Origin of the sequence: Bordetella genomosp. 7, assembly GCF_002261415.1 — a bacterium.
Lineage (GTDB): Bacteria > Pseudomonadota > Gammaproteobacteria > Burkholderiales > Burkholderiaceae_B > Bordetella_A.
Window position 1 is genome coordinate 86,494 of record NZ_NEVI01000012.1, and the last position, 20,652, is coordinate 107,145.

The window sequence follows — 20,652 nt, forward strand, 5'->3', positions numbered from 1 at the left end:
ACCCTATGGGTGTCAGACACCAATCTGAGCAGCGTCTCCGTTGCCGGTGTCTGACTCCCGAAGGGTGTCAGACACCTACATGCGAAGAGCGCGGTGTCTGACATTTTGGGGTGTCAGACGCCCAACCTGCACAGCGTATCCATTGCCGGTGTCTGACTCCCGGAGGGTGTCAGACACCTACATGCGAAACATCACTTCGCCGGCAGCAGCGATTGCACGCGCGGCAGGTTTTCCAGCCCCCATACCGATTCGATCAGGCTTCGCACTTCGGCTTCGGTGGCGGCCTGTGCATAGACCCCCAGCTGCAGCGTCTTTTCTTCGATCTCCGGACGACTCAGTGTATTGCCTGGATCGCCCTTGGGTTCGTCGACCCGCGCGTGCAGCACACGTCCGTCGGTGGTGCGCACGGTGACCTTGCCGATCCAGCGTTCGGGGTAGGCGCCGTCGACCTCGGCGTCGAGTTCCATGCGGAACTTGCCGCGCAGCGCCGCGATGTCCGGGTCGCCCAGCGCCGCGTCGAACTCGGCCAGGCCCGCCCGCCCGCTGCGCGCGATCAGCCCCAGCACCGTACCCATCGAAAACTTGGATTGATGCACCGTCTTGGGGTCGACCACCGGGCCCAGCACGTCAATGGCGCCCTGGTGCACATGCGCGATGACTTCGGCCAGGTCCTCGGCGCGCAGATCATGCTCGCGCATGGCCGACTGCAGCGCGTCTGCCGCGGGATGTGTGTGACGGCACGACGCATGGAACTTGAATGACGTTTCCGCCAGGGCCCAGCGCTGGCCCAGGCGATCCAGCAGGCGAGCAGGGTCCGCGTCACTGGACATGCCGGCGGCCATGCCCTGGGCGCCTTCCAGGATGCGCCGCGCCCCCGTGAAGCCTTCCTGGGCAAGGTAGGCCGCGGTCAGGCCGTCGGCCGCCGCCTTGGCAGTGTGCAATTGCTTGGAATCGGCCGCATCGCGCAGGAATTCCCACAAGCCGGCGGCCTGCGTGCCGGCCGAGCCCAGGGCGTGCAGCATCTGTTCGGCACTCAGGCCCAGCAGCCGGCCCACCGTGACGGCCGCCGCCAGCGTGCCCACCGTGCCGGTGGTGTGGAAGATCTTGTAGTGCGAGCGCCCCAGGAATTCGCCTACGCGTATGCCCACTTCGTAGCCCGCCACCGAAGCCACGAGCAGGTCCTTGCCCGAGCTGCCCAGCGCCTGGGCTACCGCCAGCGCGGGCGGAAACACCACGGCGGCAGGGTGGAACACCGAACCGTTGTGCACGTCGTCTTGTTCCACCACGTGTGCCGCCGCAGCGTTGACCATGGCGGCGAACAATGGCGAGGTCTGCCGCCGCGTGATCAGTACTTGCGATGGCCCGTCGGATGGCCCCATGGCCGCCGCATAGCGCTCGATGGCCTGCACCGCCCGCGCGCCCGCGCCCGCCAGTATCGAACCCAGGCAGTCAAGCAGCAGGTCTTCGGCTCGCCGCAATACGGCGGCAGGGATATCTTCAAAGCGCAGGTTGGCGGCGAATTCCGCGAGCGCGGCGCTGGGGTGGGAGTGGTGGTCGGCCATAGTCATCAGAATGAACGGGGCAGGCCCAGCACGTGCTCGGCCACATAGGCAAGAATCAGGTTGGTGGAAATCGGGGCAACCTGGTACAGGCGGGTTTCGCGGAATTTGCGCTCGACATCGTATTCATTGGCAAAGCCGAAGCCGCCATGGAACTGCAGGCAGGCGTTGGCCGCTTCCCATGACGCGTCGGCGGCCAGCAGCTTGGCCATGTTTGCCTGGGCGCCGCACGGCTGGTGGGCGTCAAACAGGCGGCAGGCTTCGTAGCGCATCAGGCTGGCCGCCTCGACGTTGATGTAGGCGCGCGAAATGGGAAATTGCACGCCCTGGTTCTGGCCGATGGGGCGGCCGAACACTACGCGCTCCTTGGCGTATGCCGTCACCTTGTCGATAAACCAGTAGCCGTCGCCGATGCATTCGGCGGCGATCAGCGTGCGTTCGGCGTTCAGGCCGTCCAGGATGTACTTGAAACCCTTGCCTTCTTCGCCGATCAGGTTCTCGACGGGAATTTCCAGGTTGTCGAAGAACAGCTCGTTGGTTTCATGGTTGACCATGTTGGGAATGGGCCGCACTTCCAGGCCATTCTTGACGGCGTGGTGCAGGTCAACCAGGAAAATCGACATGCCCTCGGATTTGCGGGTGACCTGTTCCAGCGGCGTGGTGCGGGCCAGCAGGATCATGTAGTCGGAATGTTGTACCCGCGAGATCCAGACCTTCTGCCCATTGATTACGTAGCGGTCGCCGCGACGCACGGCGGTGGTCTTGATCTTGGTGGTGTCGGTGCCGGTGGTGGGCTCGGTGACGCCCATCGATTGCAGGCGCAGTTCGCCGCTTGCGATGCGCGGCAGGAACTCGCGCTTTTGCGCTTCGGAGCCATGGCGCAGCAGGGTGCCCATGTTGTACATCTGGCCGTGGCACACGCCCGAGTTGCCGCCGCTGCGGTTGATTTCCTCCATAATGACCGACGCTTCGGTCAGGCCCAGGCCCGAGCCGCCATATTCCTGTGGAATCAGTGCCGCCAGCCAGCCGGCTTCGGTCAGCGCGTTGACGAATTCTTCGGGGTAGCCGCGCTGTTCGTCGATTTTCCGGAAGTATTCGCCGGAAAACTGCGAGCAAAGGTCGCGGACGGCTTCGCGGATGTCCTGGAATTGCGTATTGGTGTCAGACATGATTCGGGGTTCTATGATGAGGCCTACGGATAATCCGGCACTTTGCCGCAACCCGGGCGCGCTTGCCAATTTATGATTGCTTAATACCGGGTTAGCATTTGCCGAACAAGAGGAATACATGGCCGGGCATTTTGATCTGACCGATCTGCAGTTGATAGTACATATCGGCGACTGGCACAGCCTTACCCGCGGTGCCGAAAAAACGCATCTGTCGCTGCCGGCGGCCAGTACGCGCATCAAGAACCTCGAAGAGCACTTCGGTACGCAGCTGCTGTATCGCACCAGCCAGGGTGTCACGCTGACCCCTTCGGGCGAGGCCCTGACGCGCCATGCGCGCACCGTGATGCGGCAAATCGAGCAGCTGCGCGGCGACATGCAGGAATTTGCGCGCGGCGTAAAGGGCCACGTGCGGGTGTTGGCCAACACCACGGCCATGACCGAGTTCATGCCAGCCGTTCTCAGCCGCTTCCTGGCGGCCCATCCGGACGTCAACGTCGAACTGCGCGAACGCCTGAGCTACCTGATCGTGCGCGCCGTGGCCGAGGGTTCGGCCGACCTGGGCATCGTGGCCGGCTATACGGCAGACCAGAATCTGCAGTTCATTCCCTACCGCAAAGATCGCCTGGTGGTGGTCACCCCGGCCGGGCATCCGCTGGCTGGCGAGTCCGCCGTCGCGTTTGCCGATACGCTGGGCAACGATTACGTCGGCCTGTCCGAATGGAGCGCCATCCACCCCTTCCTGTTACAGGCCGCCGCGGCGCTGGGGCGCACCTTCAAGTTCCGGGTAGAGGTGGGCAACTTCGAGGCCGTGTGCCGCATGATAGAAAGCGGCGTGGGAATAGGCGTCATTCCCGAGTCGGTGGCGTTGCGCTATGCGCGCGGGCTGAACGTGGCCATCGTGCCCCTGATCGACGACTGGGCCCTGCGCGAACTGCAGATCTGCGTGCGCAACCGCGATGCCCTGCCGGCGTTTGCGCGCGAACTGCTCGACATGCTGGTGGCCGACGTGCCGGAACGCGAAAAATAGGCGCCACGCCAGGGCGGGCGCCACGCTCGGCGCCGCCGCCCCGGCACAGAGGTCCCCTGGCCCCGGACTACAATGGCGGCATGGATCCGAACAGCATCGATTTCCCCTACGGCCGGGTCGTCCTGGCTTCCAATAACCAGGGCAAACTGCGTGAGTTCTCGGCCCTGTTCGCCCCCTTGGGGATCGCGCTCGTTCCCCAGGGCGAACTCGGCGTGCCTGAAGCCGAAGAGCCGCATGTCACCTTCGTCGAGAACGCGCTGGCCAAGGCGCGTCATGCCAGCCGGCTGACCGGGCTGCCTGCGCTGGCCGACGATTCCGGGCTGTGCGTGCCCGCCTTGGGCGGGGCGCCCGGCGTATATTCCGCGCGCTATGCGCAGTTGGCCGACCCAGCGGCCGAACGCAGCGACGCCGCCAATAATGCCTTGCTGGTCCGCAACCTGGCAGGGGTGGCCGACCGCAGGGCGTCGTATGTCGCGCTGCTGGTGCTGGTGCGCACCCACGACGACCCCTGTCCGCTCATAGGCGAAGGCCTGTGGCACGGCCAGATCGTCGATGCTCCGCGGGGCCTGCATGGCTTTGGCTACGATCCGCATTTTCTGCTGCCCGAGCTGGGCCGAACTGCGGCCGAGCTGGATCCGGCCGAGAAAAACCGGGTCAGCCATCGCGCCCGGGGGCTGGTCCAGTTGCTCGACAGGCTGGCATCACCGCATAGGTAAGTCGTGGCCACTACCATACCTATCCGGCCCGCGGGCTCGAGCGCTACTGCGCGCACGGTGGTGCCGCCGGGCGCCACGCTGACGAGCCTGCCGCCCTTGTCTGTGTACGTACACGTGCCTTGGTGCGTGCGCAAATGTCCGTATTGCGACTTCAATTCGCATGCGATGCCCGCCGAGCTTCCCGAGCGTGCCTACCTGGACGCCTTGCGGGCGGATCTGGAGCAGGCGCTGCCGTTGGTCTGGGGCAGGCAGGTCATATCGGTTTTCCTGGGCGGAGGCACGCCCAGTCTGTTGTCGGCCGCCGCGCTTGACGAACTGTTGGCGATGCTGCGCGCCTGCCTGAACCTGCTGCCTGATGCCGAAATCACCATGGAGGCGAATCCCGGCGCCGCCGAGGCGGCGCGCTTGCGCGACTATGCCGCCAGCGGCGTCAATCGGTTGTCGCTGGGGATCCAGAGCTTCGATGATGCCCAATTGAAGAAGCTGGGCCGCATCCATGATGCCGCCCAGGCCCGCGCGGCCATCGATATGGCCCAGCGCGCTGTCGCGCGGGTCAACCTGGACGTCATGTTCGCGTTGCCCGGTCAAGACCTGGACGGCTGTGTCCAGGATCTGCGCCAGGCCCTGTCGTTCGGCACGGAGCACCTGTCGCTGTATCACCTGACGCTTGAACCCAATACCGTATTTGCCAAGTATCCGCCCGAGGTTCCCGATGACGACCTGAGCGCGGCCATGCAGGACGCGGTCGAAGAAACCCTGGGGTCAGCGGGCCTGCAGCGCTACGAAGTGTCCGCCTATGCGCGGCCGGGCGCCCGGTGCCGCCACAACCTCAATTATTGGGAATTCGGCGATTATCTGGGGTTGGGGCCTGGCGCGCACGGCAAGCTGTCGTTTCACGACCGCATCGTGCGGCAGGCGCGGCTGCGCAACCCCGAATCGTGGATGGCCGCTGCCGTGGCGCGGGATGGCACCCATATTGCCGAGAACCGCAGCGTTCCGTCCGACGAATTGCCGTTCGAATTCATGCTCAACGCCTTGCGCCTTAAAGAAGGCGTCGCGGCCGGTTCGTTTACCGAACGTACGGGCGTGTCGCTGGCCGCCATCGCCAAGCGCCTGCAAACTGCCACCGAGCGAGGGCTGCTCGATGCAGACCCTGCGCGAATCCGCGCCACCCCCCTGGGCTGGCGCTTCCTGAACGACTTACAGGAAATCTTCCTGTAACGCTGCAATACGGTGCATGTATTGCACCAAAATTGTGCACCAGGACATCGCAGTGCGCACCGATATGGTGCATAATGTCCCTTTCAATGCGCATATCTGAGCTCATGCCCTGAGTTGGGTCTTGGCATGCATCTTGCTTTATTGGGGTACGTGCCGGCCGGAACAGCGTACACCGCGGCGCTTTTATCAATGGAGATGACATGGCAAGCCCGAAAGACATCCTGAAACAGATCGCCGACCAAGAAGTCAAGTTTGTTGATTTCCGCTTCACCGACACTGCGGGTCGTGAGCATCACGTGTCGGTGCCCACCTCGGCCATCGATGAAGACAAGCTGGAAAGCGGCCAGGCTTTCGACGGTTCGTCCATCCCGGGCTGGAAGGGCATCGAAGCTTCCGACATGCTGCTCATTCCCGACCTGGACACCGCAAACCTCGATCCCTTCCGCGAAGAGCCGACGCTGATCTTCAGCTGCGACGTGGTCGAGCCCTCGGACCTGAAAGGGTACGACCGCGATCCGCGTTCGCTGGCCAAGCGCGCCGAAGCGTACCTGAAGTCTTCCGGCCTGGGCGACACCGCCTACTTCGGTCCCGAGCCCGAATTCTTCGTGTTCGACGGCGTGACCTGGAACACGGACATGTCGGGCACCTTCGTGAAGATCAAGTCCGAAGAGGCCTCGTGGTCGTCGGCCATTGAATTCGAAGGCGGCAACACCGGCCATCGCCCGGCGGTCAAGGGCGGGTATTTCCCCGTGCCCCCGGTCGATTCCTTCCAGGACATGCGTTCCGAGATGTGCCTGCTGCTCGAACAAATGGGCGTGCCGGTCGAAGTGCACCACCACGAAGTTGCCGGCCCCGGCCAGCTCGAGATCGGCACCAAGTTCAATACGCTGGTGCGCCGCGCCGACTGGAACCAGATCCTGAAATACGTCGTGCACAACGTCGCGCACGCCTACGGCAAGACCGCCACGTTCATGCCCAAGCCCGTGGTCGGCGACAACGGTTCCGGCATGCACGTGCACCAGTCCATCTGGAAAGATGGCCAGAACCTGTTTGCGGGCAACGGCTACGCGGGCCTGTCCGAGTTCGCCATGTACTACATCGGCGGCATCATCAAGCACGCGCGTGCGCTCAACGCCATCACCAACCCGGGCACCAACTCGTACAAGCGCCTGGTGCCGCACTTCGAAGCGCCGGTCAAGCTGGCCTACTCGGCCCGCAACCGCTCGGCCTCGATCCGCATCCCCTACGTCGGCAACCCCAAGGCGCGCCGTATCGAAACCCGCTTCCCGGATCCGCTGGCCAACCCCTACCTGGCTTTCTCGGCCCTGATGATGGCCGGCCTGGACGGCGTGCAGAACAAGATCCACCCCGGCGACCCCGCCGACAAGAACCTGTACGACCTGCCGCCGGAAGAAGACGCGATGATCCCGACCGTCTGCGCATCGCTCGACCAGGCGCTCGAGGCGCTGGACAAAGACCGCGAGTTCCTGACCCGCGGCGGTGTGTTCAGCAACGACATGATCGACGCCTACCTGGCCCTGAAGGAAGGTGAAGTTCAGCGCCTGCGCATGACGACTCATCCGGTCGAGTTCGACATGTACTACAGCCTGTGATCTAGCTGGCAAGGCGGGTTCCGGTGTCTGCCCCGTTGGGCGTCAGGCACCGGGGCTTGCCGGCGCCATCTGATGGGCGCGGTGTCTGGAGTTCCTTGGGGCCCGGGCACTGGCGACCATAGCGCTGTGCGTCCCGAACAATGGCGGGCTGGTGGGCTTGAGAGTCCCTTGGTGCGTTTCCCCAGGTGCCGCGAATGATGAATGTCGAAGCGTTTGATCTTTTGGCCACGGCCATTCTGCTGCTGAACGGACGCGGGCATGTCGAACATGCCAATGCGGCTGCAGAAGACCTGTTCGGCCGTTCCCGCAGACAACTGAAGGGGCTGGCCGCAGCCAAGCTGTTTGACCATCCCGAGAACCTGCAGTCTTCCATCGACCGTGCCGTCGCGGGTCAGTTTGCCGATGTGCGTCAGCTGTCATCCGTGCGTCGCGCCAGCGAGTCTGTCGAGGTTTCCGTCACCACCGTATCATTGGCCAGCCAGGATTGGCCTGTATTGATCGAAGCGCGCGAGATCGAGCAGCGCGTATTGGCCGACCGCAATCATCGGCTGGTTGAAGAGATCGAAGCGCACCGCGAACTGCTGCGCAACCTGGCCCACGAAGTCAAGAACCCCCTGGGCGGGCTGCGCGGCGCCGCGCAGTTGCTCGAGGCCGAGCTGCCCAACGCGGCGTTGGCCGAATACACGCAGGTCATTATTTCGGAGGCCGACCGCCTGCAGGTGCTGGTGGATCGCCTGAGCGGCCCTCAGCGTGTGCCATTGCATACCCAGTCCGTCAACATTCACGAAGTCTGCGAGCGCGTCTGCGCGCTGATCCAGGCCGAATTTCGCGACCGAATCACCCTGGTGCGCGACTACGACGCATCCGTGCCCGACCTGCGTGGCGACGCCGCCCGCCTGATCCAGGCAGTACTTAATGTGGTGCGCAACGCCGCGCAGGAACTCTCGCAACAGGCCACAGGCCCCGATATCCCCGCTGGCCAGGTCACTCTGCGCACACGGGTTGCGCGCCAGGTGATGCTGGCGCACCGGCAGCATCGCCTGGCCCTGGTGCTGTCCGTCATCGACAACGGGCCCGGCGTTCCCGATTCGATCCGGGACCGCATCTTTCATCCGCTTGTGACGGCCCGTCCTGGCGGTACCGGCCTGGGCCTGAGCCTGGCCCAGGATTTTGTGCAGCAGCACGGAGGCATCATCGAGTTCGAATCCCGTCCCAGGCACACTGAATTCCGTCTGATCCTGCCCATGGAGCACCCTCTATGAGCAACCTAGTATGGATCGTTGACGACGACCAGGCCATACGGTGGGTACTTGAAAAAGCGCTGGCCAGGGCCGGCATTCCCACCCGCAGTTTCTCGCAGGCGCGCGACGTGCTTGAAGCGCTGGACGACCAGGCGCCGGCCGCCCTGGTATCCGACATACGCATGCCCGGCGGCAGCGGGCTGGACCTGCTGCGCCAGATTAAAGAACGCCATCCCCGCCTGCCCGTCATCGTCATGACCGCGTTCGCCGACCTGGACAGCACGGTATCGGCTTTCCAGGGCGGCGCCTTCGACTATCTGGCCAAGCCGTTCGACGTCAACGAGGCGGTGGAACTGATCGAGCGCGCGGTCAATGAATCGGCGCCGCACGATGATCGCTCCAGCGACATGGACACCGGCGAACCCGGCCCCGGCGGCGAGCGGTGGATGATGACGCAGTCATCTTCCACTGCCATGCAGGAAGTATTCCGCGCTATCGGCCGGCTGGCGCAATCGAAAGTCACGGTGCTGATCACCGGCGAATCGGGCACCGGCAAGGAGTTGGTGGCGCGGGCGCTGCACGGCCATGGGGCGAGGGCCGGCGGGCCTTTCGTTGCCCTGAATGCGGCGGCCATTCCGCGCGACCTGCTCGAAGCCGAGCTGTTCGGCCATGAACGGGGTGCGTTCACCGGCGCCAACACGCTGCGCCGCGGCCGTTTCGAAGAGGCGCACGGGGGCACCTTGTTCCTGGACGAAATCGGCGACATGCCGATCGAGCTGCAGACCCGGCTGCTGCGTGTGCTGGCCGAAGGCAGTTTCTACCGGGTAGGCGGCGCGCAGCCCGTTCGGGTCGACGTGCGCATCGTGGCGGCGACGCACCAGCCGCTGGAGCAGCGCGTCGAGCAAGGCCTGTTCCGCGAAGATCTGTTCCACCGTTTGAACGTTATCCGCTTGCGCCTGCCGCCGTTGCGCGAGCGTGTCGAAGATATTCCTTCGCTGGCCAGCCATTTTCTGGCAGCCAGTGCGCGCTCGCTGGGCGTGCCGGTCAAGCGGCTGACGCCGGACGCGATGGCGGCGCTGCAGCGTTTCGAGTTTCCCGGCAATGTGCGCCAGCTCGAAAACTTCTGCCACTGGCTTACCGTGATGGCGCCGGGCCAGACCATCGAGCCCGCCGACCTGCCTCCCGAAATCCGTGCCATGCAGCTGCAACCGCAAGCATCCGTAAGCGGCGTCGCGGTGGCCGTGCAGGGCGGCTTCCCGGCGGGCACGGCGCCGCCTGCCGCGCCCCTGGCGCGCGTCGAAGGCGCCGACTGGCAAACAGCGTTGCTGCGCGATGCGCAGCAACGGCTGCAGCGCGGCGAGCCGGCCGTGATGGCAACCCTGACGCGTCAGTTCGAGCGCATCTTGCTGCAAAGCGCCCTGGATGCCAGCCGGGGCCGCCGCGTAGAGGCGGCCAGCCGCCTGGGCATCGGCCGCAATACCATTACGCGCAAGCTGCGGGAACTGGGCATCGAAGAGTAGGGCGGCGTGCGCCGACGCACAACGGGCATTGTTCAGCCGGCCTGCTGTAGTCCCAGCAGGCTTTCGCACAGGCGGGGCGAGCGCAGCTTCTGCAGCCACCATTTCAATGCCGCGCCCGGCGCCTGGTCGCGCCAGGCATACACCAGCTGTTCCGTCATGGGCACGCCATCGACAATCTGGCACTCGACCAGCTCGCCGCGCACGATGTAGGGCGCGGCCAGCGTCAAGGGCAGGTATCCGCAGCCCAGGCCGCGTACCTGTGCGTCGATCTTGGCCTGCATGGTGGGCATCACAATCAGCGGCTGCCTGTTCAGCAAGCCCCGCGTCAGGGGGGGAAGGTGGCGCGACGTATCAGCGACCACCACGGCGCAATACGCCGCGATGTCGCTTGCCTGCAAGGGCCGGCCCAGCAAGGCCAGCGGATGGTCCGGCGACACACAAAAACCGAACTGGACCTCGCCCATGGCATGCGAGCGGTAAGCCGCTGGCGCGGCGCCATTCGCATCCGCGCCGATCACAAGGTCGGCGCGCCCGCTGGCCAGCGCATCCCAGTTGCCGCCCAGCACCTCGGTGGACAGGCGTAACGTCGTGACGGACGCAGCCTCGCGAAACTCGCGGATGACGTCGTACAGCGGGGGCAGGGGCAGTATCGTGTTTACCGCCACGCGCAGTTCCAGTTCCCAGCCGGTGGCCACCCGCTTGACCCTGCCGGCCAGGGCATCGAGCGATTGCAATACCTGGCGTCCGTCCTGCAGCAGCGTCTGGCCCGCCGGAGTCAGTTGCGCGCGATGGCCGCTGCGATCAAACAGAAGTACATCCAGGGCGTCTTCGAGCTTGCGCACCGCGTACGTGACGGCAGAGGGCACTTTGCCCAGTTCCCGCGCCGCTTTTGCAAAGCTGCCGTGGCGGGCGATGGCGTCTACCATGTACAGCAGTTCGGGCGTTATTGCTTGCATGGAAAAATCATTCAAATAAATTGAATGTTCTCATCAAACGGCTTCATCCACAAGTCAGTGAACTCCACCCACAATACGTCTTATCAGCGGCGTTGCTGTGCATGCGGTCAGCGCCGCCAGTTCAAAATTTTCAAAGGAGTCGATCATGCTGACTTTGCGCCGTAGCCATGAACGAGGCCATGCCAACCACGGCTGGCTGGACAGCTACCATACCTTTTCGTTTGCCAACTATTACGACCCGGCGCACATGGGGTTCGGGCCGCTGCGCGTGATCAACGACGACCGCATCGCGCCGGGCCGCGGCTTCGGCACGCACGGTCACCGCGATATGGAGATCATTACCTATGTGCTGGAAGGCGCCGTCGCGCACAAAGACAGCATGGGCAGCGGATCGACCATCCGGCCTGGCGACGTGCAGCGCATGAGCGCAGGGCGCGGCGTAATGCATTCCGAGTTCAATCCGCTGGACGACCGGCACACCCATTTGCTGCAGATCTGGATCGAGCCCGACGTTACGGGCATCGCGCCGGAATACGAAGAGCAGCGCGTTCCCGAAAGCGAAAAGCGGGGCCGGTTGCGCCAGGTGGTGTCGCCAGACGGGGCTGATGGGTCGATGCGCATCCACCAGGATGCACGGTTGTACGTGGGTTTGTTCGATGGCGGCGAACAGGCCGAACTGTCGCTCGCGCCCGGGCGTCGCGCCTGGGTGCATATCGCGCGCGGCCAGGCGACCGTCAACGGCGTGGAACTGTCCGCCGGCGATGCGGTGGCCCTGGCCGACGAGGCGGCCGTGCGCATCAGCGACGGCAGGCAGGCCGACGTGTTGGTATTCGATTTACCGTAAGCGTGGCGGCGCTGGCGCAGGCCGGCGCATTTCCAGAGGCGTCTTTTCCGAAGAGGAAATCATCATGTCCAGTATCGAAACCCTGATTGTTCCGCGCACCAGCGACCTGGGCGGCGGCCTGGAAGTGCGGCGCGCCTTGCCTTCCGCCCAGCGGCGCACGGTAGGTCCGTTTGTCTTTCTGGACGAGATGGGCCCGGCCCTGTTCGACCCCGGCGCAGGCGTCGACGTGCGTCCCCATCCGCATATCGGCCTGTCGACTGTCACGTATCTGTACGAAGGCGCGATGATGCACCGGGACAGCGCCGGGCATGTCCAGGAAATCCGCCCTGGCGAGCTCAACTGGATGACAGCGGGGCGGGGCATCGTCCATTCCGAACGCACGCCACCGCCGCAGCGGGACGCAGGCCAACGGCTGTGGGGCTTGCAGCTGTGGGTGGGGCTGCCCAGCCGGCACGAAGAAACCGATCCGGGCTTCGTGCACTACGGCCTCGACGCGCAACCGCTGGTAGAAGGCGAGGGCGTACAGGCGCGCGTGGTGGCCGGTTCGGTATTCGGCCAGACTTCCGCAGTACGCACCCTGTCGCCGCTGTTCTTCGGAGATATCGTGCTGCAGCCGGGCGCCACCGTGGTCGTGCCAGCCGAACATGAAGAGCGCGCAGCATACCTGAGCAGCGGCGTGGTCGAAGTCGACGGCCAAAGCCATCAGCCGGGGCAGCTGCTGGTTTTCGCGGCCGGGAAACCGGTCGAAATCAAGGCACGGGAAACGGCGCGATTTGCAATATTGGGCGGCGAGCCCCTGGACGGGCCGCGCTTCGTCTGGTGGAACTTCGTGTCCAGCAGCAAAGACCGCATCGAGCAAGCCAAGCTCGACTGGGAACGCAGCCGCTTCAACCAGGTCGTGCCTGGCGATGAAACCGAATACATCCCGCTGCCACCTCCGCGGCAATAAGTGTCCGGCGTCACCGCGCTCGCCAACGAACCAGTGTCTGACTCCGACAGGTGTCAGACACCCTGCGGGAGTCAGACACCTCCCAAACCGCATCCCCGCCGCTCGCCAACGAACCGGTGTCTGACTCCGACAGGTGTCAGACACCCTACGGGAGTCAGACACCCGCCAAACCGCATCCCCGCCGCTCGCCAACGAACCGGTGTCTGACTCCGACAGGTGTCAGACACCCTGCGGGAGTCAGACACCCGCCAAACCGCATCCCCGGCGCTTGCCAACGAACCGGTGTCTGACTCCGACAGGTGTCAGACACCCTGCGGGAGTCAGACACCCGCCAAACCGCATCCCCGGCGCTCGCCAACGAACCGGTGTCTGACTCCGACAGGTGTCAGACACCCTGCGGGAGTCAGACACCTCCCAAACGGCATCCCCGGCGCTTGCCAACGAATCGGTGTCTGACTCCGACAGGTGTCAGACACCCTACGGGAGTCAGACGCCTTCCCAAATGGCATTACTGTATTGCGGGCGGCTACATTCCGCGGGCGTAGGCCTGTTGCCGCTGGGCCGCCAGCGTTTCGCGCCGCACGAAATCCCGTACGAAACCGTCCGCAGGGTGGTGGTGCAGGTTGTAGGGCGTATCCCATTGCACGACCTTGCCTTCCTTCATGACCCCGATGCGGTCGGCGATGGCAAATGCTTCGGCCTGGTTATGCGTCACCAGAATCGCCGTATGTCCAGTCGATTTCAGGATTTCGCGTACCTCGAACGCCAGGCGCTCGCGCGTATCGACGTCCAGGTTGGAGAAGGGCTCGTCCAGCAGCAACAGCTCGGGCGAGGGCGCCAGTGCGCGAGCCAGCGCCACGCGCTGCTGCTGGCCGCCGGATATCTCGTGCGGATAACTGTCGGCCGAGGCCGCCAACCCTACCAGGTCCAGCATTTCACGTACGCGGGCGGTGCGTTGGGCCCTGCCCATCCGGCGCAGGCCAAAAGCTACATTCTGCGCCGCGGTCAGGTGGGGAAACAACGCGTAGTCCTGGAACATCATGCCTACGCGGCGCAGCTCCGGAGCCACCTGCACCGTGGGCGACGAAATGATGGTGCCGTCCAGGGCGATGTGCCCCGCGCGCAGCGGCTCGAAACCCGCAATCGCGCGCAGGATGGTGGTTTTGCCACAGCCGGATTCGCCGAGCAGGCAGCCGATATGGCCGGCGGGCAGCGACAACGACAGATCCCGCACCACAGACTTATGCCCCTGGGGGGTATCGTATGCCAGGCAGATGCGGTCTAGTTCAAGCAGGTCGGGCACGATATCAATGTCCCATCTTCAAATTAGTGCGCGCCAGCAGGATGACGGGCAGCAGCCCGGCCAGCACAATGGCCAGCGCTGCGACCGCGCCTTCCTCGTATGTGCCGCGCGCGGCCTCGGCGTATAGCCAGGTCGCCAGTGTTTCGAAATTCAGCGGTCGCAGCAGCAACGTGGCCGGCAGCTCTTTCATGGCGTCCACGAAAACCAGCAGGGCGGCCGCGGCCAACGCGGGGCGCAGCAAGGGTAGATGCACACGGCGCAGCGTGCTGCCGGCGGATTCCCCCAGCAGGCGGGACGCCTGTTCCAACGAAGGCGGAATACGCGCCAGCCCGGCTTCGATACCGCCTACCGACACCGCCAGGAAGCGCATTGTGTATGCGCATACCAGGGCGCCCATCGAACCCATCAAAAACAGGCCTTGCGTGCCGAACACCGCGCCTATCTGGCGATCGATCCAGGTAAACGGCACCAGCAGCCCGATGGCCAGCACTGTGCCGGGCACGGCGTAACCCAGGCTGGCAATGCGGGCGCATGCACGTCCCGGGTTGAAACGCGCGCTTTCGCGTAACGTACGGCCGGACCAGGCCACGATCAGCCCGCAAATCAGGGTCACGATGGTGGCGGTAAACGCCACAGCCAGCGTATTGAACAGGCCATTCAGCAGTTGGCTGGACACGCCCCCCACAAGATGCAGGCGCTTGTAGGTTTCTACCACCAGGTATCCGGCCGGCGCCACAAAACCGATCAGAACGGGTATCCAGCCCAGCACGATGGCGAGCAGGGCGGCCGCGCCGCGTAGCCGACGCGGCTGCATGGGGCGCATCCGCTGCGTATTGGCATAGCGTTGGCGCTTGCGCCCGTGCCGCTCCAGCAGGATCAGCCCCACCACGATGGCAAGCATCGTCAGCGCGATCTGGGCCGCGCTGGCAAGGTCTGAGCGGGTGATCCAGGTGGTGTATACCGACACGGTCAGGGTCTGCACGCCCAGGAATTCGGACGCGCCGATGTCGTTCAGGGTTTCCAGCAGCGCCAGGCTTGCGCCCACGGCAATGGCCGGCCGCGCCAGCGGCAAGGCCACCCGCACGAACACGCCCACACGGCCGGCGCCCAGCGTGCGCGCGGCCTCGAGCAGACTGGCCGCCTGCGTCATGAACATGATGCGGGTGCTCAGGTACACGTACGGGTACAGCACGAAGCCCAGCACGAAAATGGCGCCGTAGATAGAACGCAGGTCGGGCAGGCGGAACTCTCGAGGGCTGTCGTAGCCAAGCAGGGTGCGTATTGCGGTCTGGATCGGACCGATGGGGTGCAGCAGGTCCAGATAGGCAAAGGCAATGATGTAGGTAGGCACTGCCAGGGGCAGCAGCAGCGTCCAGGTCAGCGTGCGGCGTGTGGGAAACTCGTACGCCGTCACCAGCCAGGCGGCGCCGGTGCCCAGCATCGTGACCAATATGCCCACGCCCAGCAGCAGCAGCGCGGTGTTGGCGAACGCCTGGGGCAATACGTACTGCGTCAGGTGCGACCAGTGAGATAGGTCCGCATGTGCCGCCTGCCAGGCCAGCGCGCCCAACGGCGCCAGGACAGCCAGCGCCACCAGCGCGGCGCCAGTCAGCCACCCCGCGCCGCGTTCAGGTCCGCGCAAACGCCATGGGCGAGGCAAGGTTTCTGTATGCATGCTTCAAGAAAGAAGGTGCCTGATCTCCGGCCTGGAGTCAGACACCTGATTACGTTTGCGCCGCGCCGGCCGTCGCCGGCCGGCGCCGAACAACGCGAAGGCCGTTCAGGCCATGCGTCGCTTTTCACGCAGGCTTAGTTGTCAAAGCCCACTTTGTCGACGAGTTCGCTGGCCTGTTTGCGGTACTTGGCGACTTCGGCAACGGGCAGGGAGTCTACCTTCAATTCGCCAAAGCTGGCCACCACGGGATCCAATTTCACACCCTTGCGGACCGGGTATTCGTAGTTGGCACGGGCGTACAGCGTCTGGGCCGGCTCGGACACCAGGAATTCCAGCAGCTTGATGGCGTTGTCTTTGTTGGGAGCATGCTTGGCCACAGCCGCGCCGCTGATGTTCACGTGCGTGCCGTCGCCGCCGTTCTTGAACGTGGGACGCACAACCTTGATCGCATCACCCCATTTGCGGGCATCGGTACCCGGCTCGGCGTTCTTCATGTGGCCGACGTAATACGCATTGGCGATGCCGATGTCGCAAATGCCGCCCAGGATATCGCGCGCCACGTCACGGTCGCCGCCAGCCGCCTTGCGGGCCAGGTTGGCTTTCACGCCGCGCAGCCATTGCTCGGTGGCTTCTGCTCCGTCATGGGCGATCATTGCGGCCACCATGCCCGTGTTATAGGGGTGCTGGCCCGAGCGGATGCACACCTTGTTCTTCCATTTCGGGTCGGCCAGGTCTTCATAATGGAAGCTGTCGAGTTCCAGATCATTGGCCGCATACAGCACGCGGTCGCGCAGCGACAGCGTGTACCACTGGCCGTCCGCGCCGCGCAGGTTGGCGGGGATCACCGAATTCAGGGTTTCCGACTTGATGGGCTGGGTGACGCCGCCGTCGACCAGGTCGATCAGGTTGCCGATGTCCACGGTCATCAGCACGTCGGCGGGCGACTGCGCGCCTTCGGCTTTCACACGCTCCAGCAGGCCGTCTTTGACAAACACCGTGTTGACCTTGATGCCGCTTTCTTTAGTGAACGCATCCAGCATCGGCTGGATCAGCTTCGGTTCGCGAGTGGTGTACAGGCTGACTTCGTCAGCAGCCGCCGCGGGCGCGGCGAAGATGCTGCCAGCCACCGCAAGCGCGCCCAGCAGGGGGGTCAAGGAAAGGCGTCGGATCGACATGGAGAGCTCCAGTGCAGGATAAAACGGACACAAAGCGGCATCCGCACGCACGCCGCAGCGCGTCCGTTAACGAAAATGATTATCAAGTAGGTGCGACAATAACAGGAAGCCGTTTGGCGTTCAACTTGAAGACGGCTTGGCGGCCGGACGCCTGATCTCTATCAAAAAGTTATAAAGGCATTACGGATTAATGAGAGCAGTTATCAAGCACTCGCGTTAAAATAGGGATAACCCTTAGCCCGTGCAGCGTCTTTTCTGCAGTACGGAAATCCATCCGGCGTACCTGGTGCGTCGTACCATTTCAGCGACATGGCAGCTTTCAATACCGAGCGCGTACTGAGCGTGCGCCACTGGAACGATACGCTTTTTTCCTTCACCACCACGCGTGACGCGGCCCTGCGGTTCCACAACGGCCATTTCGTCATGATCGGCCTGGAAGTCGAAGGCAAGCCCCTCATGCGTGCCTACAGCATCGCCAGCGCCAACTACGAAGAAAACCTTGAGTTTCTCAGCATCAAGGTCCAGAACGGGCCCCTGACCTCGCGCCTGCAGCACCTGAAAGAAGGCGACACCATCCTGGTCAGCCGCAAACCGGTGGGCACGCTGGTGGTAGACGACCTCAAGCCGGGCAAGCACCTGTTCCTGTTCGGCACCGGCACGGGCCTGGCTCCCTTCATGAGCATCATCAAAGACCCCGACGTCTACGAGCGCTTCGAAAAGGTCGTGCTGGTGCACGGCGTGCGGTGGGTCAGCGAACTGGCCTACGCCGATTTCATCGAAAACGAGCTGCCCAACAACGAATTCTTCGGCGACGTCGTCCGCGAAAAGCTCATTTACTATCCCACGGTCACGCGCGAGCCCTTCCGCAACCAGGGGCGCATCACCGAGCTGCTTGAAAACGGCAAGCTGTGCCAAGACATCGGCCTGCCGCCCATCAATCCCGAGACCGATCGCGCCATGCTTTGCGGCAGCCCGCATATGCTGGCCGACATCAGCGCCATGCTCGATTCGCGCGGCTTCACGGTGTCGCCGGGGGTTGGCGAGCCGGGTGACTACGTGGTCGAACGGGCGTTCGTCGAAAAGTAAGCCGCCCCGCGTCGCCCGGGTACCGCAGCGCAAGCCCTGTCCGTTCCGCGGGCAGGGCTTTTTCGCGTGGGCGTCGGGCATTGCGCGGGTCGGCAACAACCGCCGTTATTGTTACGAAACATAAAATATATGTAGAAAAGCTAAATCTTTGCGAAGCGCGGACGATATACATCATGTCTACGTCGCAGTTGCAATCCTATGTTGATAAATTTCAGCCCCTTCTCGGGGTGGGCCAACTCACATCTCAAGCGCTCGCAGGCCGTGCTGGGGTCGAGTGTGGAAAGGCTATCGTCCGGGCTGAGGATCAATTCGGCCCGCGACGATGCGGCGGGGCTTGCCATCGCCAACCGCATGACAAGCCGGATCAAGGGCAACGCGGCCGCCATGCGCACCGTGTCTGACGCCATCGGTCTCCTGCAGACCGTGGAGGGGGGCGCATCCGACATCAATTCGCTATTGCAGCGCATGCGCGAGCTCACCGTGCAGCACCGCAACGGCTCATTGTCTTTCCAGGATCGGGAGTTTATCCAGACAGAAATCGCGCAGATCCGCGACGAGATCAATCGCATCGGCGCAGAGCTGAACTTTGCGGGGCGAGGCCTGCTCGACGCCGAGCAGTCGCTGCGCTTCCAGCTGTCGAGCGAGGCATCCGATACGCTGGAGTTGAAACTGCAACCGCTGAATACCGATACGTTGGGCGTGAACGCTATCCGGCCTCCGGTGGGGCCGCCGCTGTCAGAGATTACGATCGCCAGCGGTGCCAATGCCGGCACGTGGAAGCTCGAGCTTGAAGGCATCATCAACCGGGACGGGGTGCTGCTGAAACCTGGCGAGGCGGAAGCCGCCTATCACGTGACACCGGGTTCTATCACCATCCACCAGGTCAGGAATCGCGATGGAAGCGCCCGGCCGGGCGAGTACGCAGTCAAGGTGGGCGACGATTACTACCATCGGGCGGAAGGGGCCCTGGTGTTTGACCACGCATCCGGGGTGGCTACGTATCGCGTGCACAATGGCTACCAACAGGCCGACATCGAGGATCCCGCGCGCGGCGTGATCCTGGACGACCAGCCGATCGACAACGTAAAACTGGGCTGGGATAAAGACGGCAACTACGTGAAGTACCTCGAATGGCAGGGGCACTTCGTGGAATACGATCCGCTGGCGGGCCGGCTCAACAACAAGTTCTACCTGAGTGGCCCGAATGCGAACACGATCGAACTGATGCAGCCGGATTCGCTGGCGCAGATCGACGCCGCCATCGCGCAGGTAGACGGGTATCGCACCTATCTGGGCGCGACTCAGAATCGGCTCGAATCTGTGCTCGAGGGCCTGTCGACGTCGCAGCTGGCCTTGAATTCGGCCCGATCGCGTATCGAAGATGCCGACTATGCCGTGGAAACGTCCAATATGATACGGAGCCAGATTGTGCAGCAGGCTGTGCAGGCCGTGCTGGCCCAGGCCAACCAGATTCCGCAGACAGTGCTCAGCCTGCTGCGCGGATAAGTCCGTGTGGCAGGCTGGAAACCTCAGGTAGGCGCACTGAGGGCTGCTACGCCGTCATGCTCCGGGCGCCGACAGGCAGGCAGCCTCTTTATCGGACAGCGGATTGGCCTTCAGCCATGCCTGCGTTTCTTCATCCCCGGCGCGCTTGAGCGCCGCCATGATCGAATCAGACGGTTGTGTGGCGAGCGTCATTTTGTTTTCCCGCATGCGCGCATAGTTGGCTTCAATGCGCTGTTCGACGCCAGCCCATGACGTGGCGGAGACTTTCTTCGCCGCTTCGCTCAGAATCGCCTGGTCGCCGGCGCCTAGCTCGTCCCAGGTCTTTTTATTGATGATGGTGTAGCTCAGCGGTATCGAATAGCTTACGGCGGTGAAATGGGGCAGGTGGTTCCACAGGTTGCGACCCGCGCCGCCGTCGCCCGAGGTCAGCACTGCGTTGACCTCGCCGGCAGCCAGTTTGTCGGCCAGCGCGGAATAAGGCATCTGCACGCTTTGCGCGCCCACTCTCTCGAACACGGACTTGCTGGTGGCGTCGTAGGTGCGGATCTTCAAGGCCTTGATGTCGGCTTCGCTTTGCAGCGGCTGCACCGACCAGATCCCCGAAGGCGGCCAGGGCGTCACATACAGCAAGTGCGCGCCCAGCGCCTGCGCGCGCTGTTCCAGCGCGGGGCGGGCGCATTCATACAGAGTGCGGGCCTGCTTGAAATCCCTGGCGGCGAAGGGCAGGGACGACAGCAGGAACAGCGTATCCTTGTTGCCCAGTACCCCGCCGAACAGCGTCGCCATCTGGGTTTTGCCGTCGATCACCGCCGCCACCTGCGCATCCCCTTTGTAAGGGTTCTGCTTTTCCTGGCGTGTCTCAATGACGATCCCGCCCGCCGACGCTTTTTTGACCAGATCGGCGAATTGCAGGTCGGCCGAGGCGGTGATCGACGTGGCCGGATACTCGTTGATCAGTTCAAGACGGGTCTGGGCTGTGGCCTGCGTGGCCATGCAGGCACCGGCCAGCATGGCGGCCGCGATCGCGCAGCGATGGGCCGAATGATTGGAAAGCTGCATCTGTGTTTCCCCTTGCGCGGTATATCCGCCCGT

17 protein-coding genes are annotated in these 20,652 nt (G+C 63.9%); 10 read left to right on the plus strand and 7 right to left on the minus strand.

All coding sequences use genetic code 11. From position 1 onward, the window contains the following. Nucleotides 1–191: 191 nt before the first annotated feature. Entirely contained in the window at nt 192–1,562 is a 1,371-nt protein-coding gene (locus CAL18_RS06220) for an MmgE/PrpD family protein (RefSeq protein WP_432759131.1), read from the minus strand. A gap of 5 nt (nt 1,563–1,567) precedes the next feature. After that, entirely contained in the window at nt 1,568–2,728 is a 1,161-nt protein-coding gene (locus tag CAL18_RS06225) for an acyl-CoA dehydrogenase family protein (RefSeq protein ID WP_026641294.1), read from the minus strand. Nucleotides 2,729–2,846: 118 nt separating this feature from the next. Here CAL18_RS06225 and CAL18_RS06230 point away from each other — a divergent pair, with 118 nt between their 5' ends. The 6 genes from CAL18_RS06230 (at nt 2,847) to ntrC (ending at nt 10,066) form a co-directional block, all read left to right on the plus strand. Further along, nucleotides 2,847–3,755 (plus strand): LysR substrate-binding domain-containing protein, encoded by a 909-nt coding sequence (locus CAL18_RS06230; RefSeq protein WP_026641295.1) that lies wholly within the window; start codon nt 2,847–2,849, stop codon nt 3,753–3,755. A gap of 80 nt (nt 3,756–3,835) precedes the next feature. Further along, complete coding sequence (rdgB, locus tag CAL18_RS06235; RefSeq protein WP_026641296.1) at nt 3,836–4,471, plus strand: RdgB/HAM1 family non-canonical purine NTP pyrophosphatase; 636 nt, start codon at nt 3,836–3,838, stop codon at nt 4,469–4,471. Nucleotides 4,472–4,474: 3 nt separating this feature from the next. Further along, nucleotides 4,475–5,692, plus strand: a complete 1,218-nt coding sequence (gene hemW / locus CAL18_RS06240) for a radical SAM family heme chaperone HemW (RefSeq protein ID WP_026641297.1) — start codon at nt 4,475–4,477, stop codon at nt 5,690–5,692. 200 nt (nt 5,693–5,892) lie between these two features. After that, on the plus strand, nt 5,893–7,305 hold the full coding sequence (gene glnA, locus CAL18_RS06245; protein ID WP_094817533.1) for a type I glutamate--ammonia ligase: 1,413 nt from the start codon (nt 5,893–5,895) through the stop codon (nt 7,303–7,305). 197 nt (nt 7,306–7,502) lie between these two features. Then, entirely contained in the window at nt 7,503–8,567 is a 1,065-nt protein-coding gene (glnL, locus tag CAL18_RS06250) for a nitrogen regulation protein NR(II) (protein WP_038852714.1), read from the plus strand. Then, on the plus strand, nt 8,564–10,066 hold the full coding sequence (gene ntrC, locus CAL18_RS06255) for a nitrogen regulation protein NR(I) (RefSeq protein ID WP_094817534.1): 1,503 nt from the start codon (nt 8,564–8,566) through the stop codon (nt 10,064–10,066). The genes glnL and ntrC overlap by 4 nt, the downstream gene beginning before the upstream one ends. 32 nt (nt 10,067–10,098) lie before the next feature. Here ntrC and CAL18_RS06260 read toward each other — a convergent pair whose 3' ends face one another. Further along, on the minus strand, nt 10,099–11,022 hold the full coding sequence (locus tag CAL18_RS06260; RefSeq protein WP_094796482.1) for a LysR family transcriptional regulator: 924 nt from the start codon (nt 11,020–11,022) through the stop codon (nt 10,099–10,101). A gap of 145 nt (nt 11,023–11,167) precedes the next feature. Here CAL18_RS06260 and CAL18_RS06265 point away from each other — a divergent pair, with 145 nt between their 5' ends. Then, nucleotides 11,168–11,866, plus strand: coding sequence for a pirin family protein (locus CAL18_RS06265; RefSeq protein WP_094817535.1), 699 nt, complete (start codon nt 11,168–11,170; stop codon nt 11,864–11,866). Between the two features lie 64 nt (nt 11,867–11,930). After that, the gene (locus tag CAL18_RS06270) at nt 11,931–12,815 is read left to right on the plus strand and encodes a pirin family protein (RefSeq protein ID WP_094817536.1); all 885 of its coding nucleotides are present in this window, start codon (nt 11,931–11,933) and stop codon (nt 12,813–12,815) included. 526 nt (nt 12,816–13,341) lie between these two features. On the opposite strand, the gene CAL18_RS06275 is transcribed toward CAL18_RS06270, so the two are convergent. The 3 genes from CAL18_RS06275 to CAL18_RS06285 all read right to left on the minus strand — a co-directional run bounded on the left by CAL18_RS06275 (nt 13,342) and on the right by CAL18_RS06285 (nt 16,968). Further along, entirely contained in the window at nt 13,342–14,118 is a 777-nt protein-coding gene (locus CAL18_RS06275) for an ABC transporter ATP-binding protein (protein ID WP_094817537.1), read from the minus strand. A gap of 4 nt (nt 14,119–14,122) precedes the next feature. Further along, a complete protein-coding gene (locus CAL18_RS06280) occupies nt 14,123–15,793 on the minus strand; it encodes an ABC transporter permease (RefSeq protein WP_026641305.1) in 1,671 nt (556 codons plus the stop codon). A 134-nt stretch (nt 15,794–15,927) separates the two neighbouring features. Further along, a complete protein-coding gene (locus tag CAL18_RS06285; protein ID WP_026641306.1) occupies nt 15,928–16,968 on the minus strand; it encodes a Fe(3+) ABC transporter substrate-binding protein in 1,041 nt (346 codons plus the stop codon). A gap of 309 nt (nt 16,969–17,277) precedes the next feature. Here CAL18_RS06285 and CAL18_RS06290 point away from each other — a divergent pair, with 309 nt between their 5' ends. Next, nucleotides 17,278–18,054 carry a ferredoxin--NADP reductase gene (locus tag CAL18_RS06290; RefSeq protein WP_026641307.1) on the plus strand — a complete coding sequence of 259 codons (777 nt, stop codon included), beginning with the start codon at nt 17,278–17,280 and terminating at the stop codon, nt 18,052–18,054. A gap of 198 nt (nt 18,055–18,252) precedes the next feature. Further along, nucleotides 18,253–19,560 (plus strand): flagellin, encoded by a 1,308-nt coding sequence (locus CAL18_RS06295; RefSeq protein ID WP_094817538.1) that lies wholly within the window; start codon nt 18,253–18,255, stop codon nt 19,558–19,560. A gap of 54 nt (nt 19,561–19,614) precedes the next feature. Here CAL18_RS06295 and dctP read toward each other — a convergent pair whose 3' ends face one another. Further along, on the minus strand, nt 19,615–20,619 hold the full coding sequence (dctP, locus tag CAL18_RS06300) for a TRAP transporter substrate-binding protein DctP (RefSeq protein ID WP_026641309.1): 1,005 nt from the start codon (nt 20,617–20,619) through the stop codon (nt 19,615–19,617). Nucleotides 20,620–20,652 lie beyond the last annotated feature (33 nt).

Coding starts and splice junctions, on each gene's coding strand:
- CAL18_RS06220 (WP_432759131.1), bottom strand. CDS start 1,562: ATGGCCGACCACCACTCCCACCCCAGCGCCGCGCTCGCGGAATTCGCC.
- CAL18_RS06225 (WP_026641294.1), bottom strand. CDS start 2,728: ATGTCTGACACCAATACGCAATTCCAGGACATCCGCGAAGCCGTCCGC.
- CAL18_RS06230 (WP_026641295.1), top strand. CDS start 2,847: ATGGCCGGGCATTTTGATCTGACCGATCTGCAGTTGATAGTACATATC.
- rdgB (WP_026641296.1), top strand. CDS start 3,836: ATGGATCCGAACAGCATCGATTTCCCCTACGGCCGGGTCGTCCTGGCT.
- glnA (WP_094817533.1), top strand. CDS start 5,893: ATGGCAAGCCCGAAAGACATCCTGAAACAGATCGCCGACCAAGAAGTC.
- glnL (WP_038852714.1), top strand. CDS start 7,503: ATGAATGTCGAAGCGTTTGATCTTTTGGCCACGGCCATTCTGCTGCTG.
- ntrC (WP_094817534.1), top strand. CDS start 8,564: ATGAGCAACCTAGTATGGATCGTTGACGACGACCAGGCCATACGGTGG.
- CAL18_RS06260 (WP_094796482.1), bottom strand. CDS start 11,022: ATGCAAGCAATAACGCCCGAACTGCTGTACATGGTAGACGCCATCGCC.
- CAL18_RS06265 (WP_094817535.1), top strand. CDS start 11,168: ATGCTGACTTTGCGCCGTAGCCATGAACGAGGCCATGCCAACCACGGC.
- CAL18_RS06270 (WP_094817536.1), top strand. CDS start 11,931: ATGTCCAGTATCGAAACCCTGATTGTTCCGCGCACCAGCGACCTGGGC.
- CAL18_RS06280 (WP_026641305.1), bottom strand. CDS start 15,793: ATGCATACAGAAACCTTGCCTCGCCCATGGCGTTTGCGCGGACCTGAA.
- CAL18_RS06285 (WP_026641306.1), bottom strand. CDS start 16,968: ATGTCGATCCGACGCCTTTCCTTGACCCCCCTGCTGGGCGCGCTTGCG.
- CAL18_RS06290 (WP_026641307.1), top strand. CDS start 17,278: ATGGCAGCTTTCAATACCGAGCGCGTACTGAGCGTGCGCCACTGGAAC.
- CAL18_RS06295 (WP_094817538.1), top strand. CDS start 18,253: ATGTTGATAAATTTCAGCCCCTTCTCGGGGTGGGCCAACTCACATCTC.
- dctP (WP_026641309.1), bottom strand. CDS start 20,619: ATGCAGCTTTCCAATCATTCGGCCCATCGCTGCGCGATCGCGGCCGCC.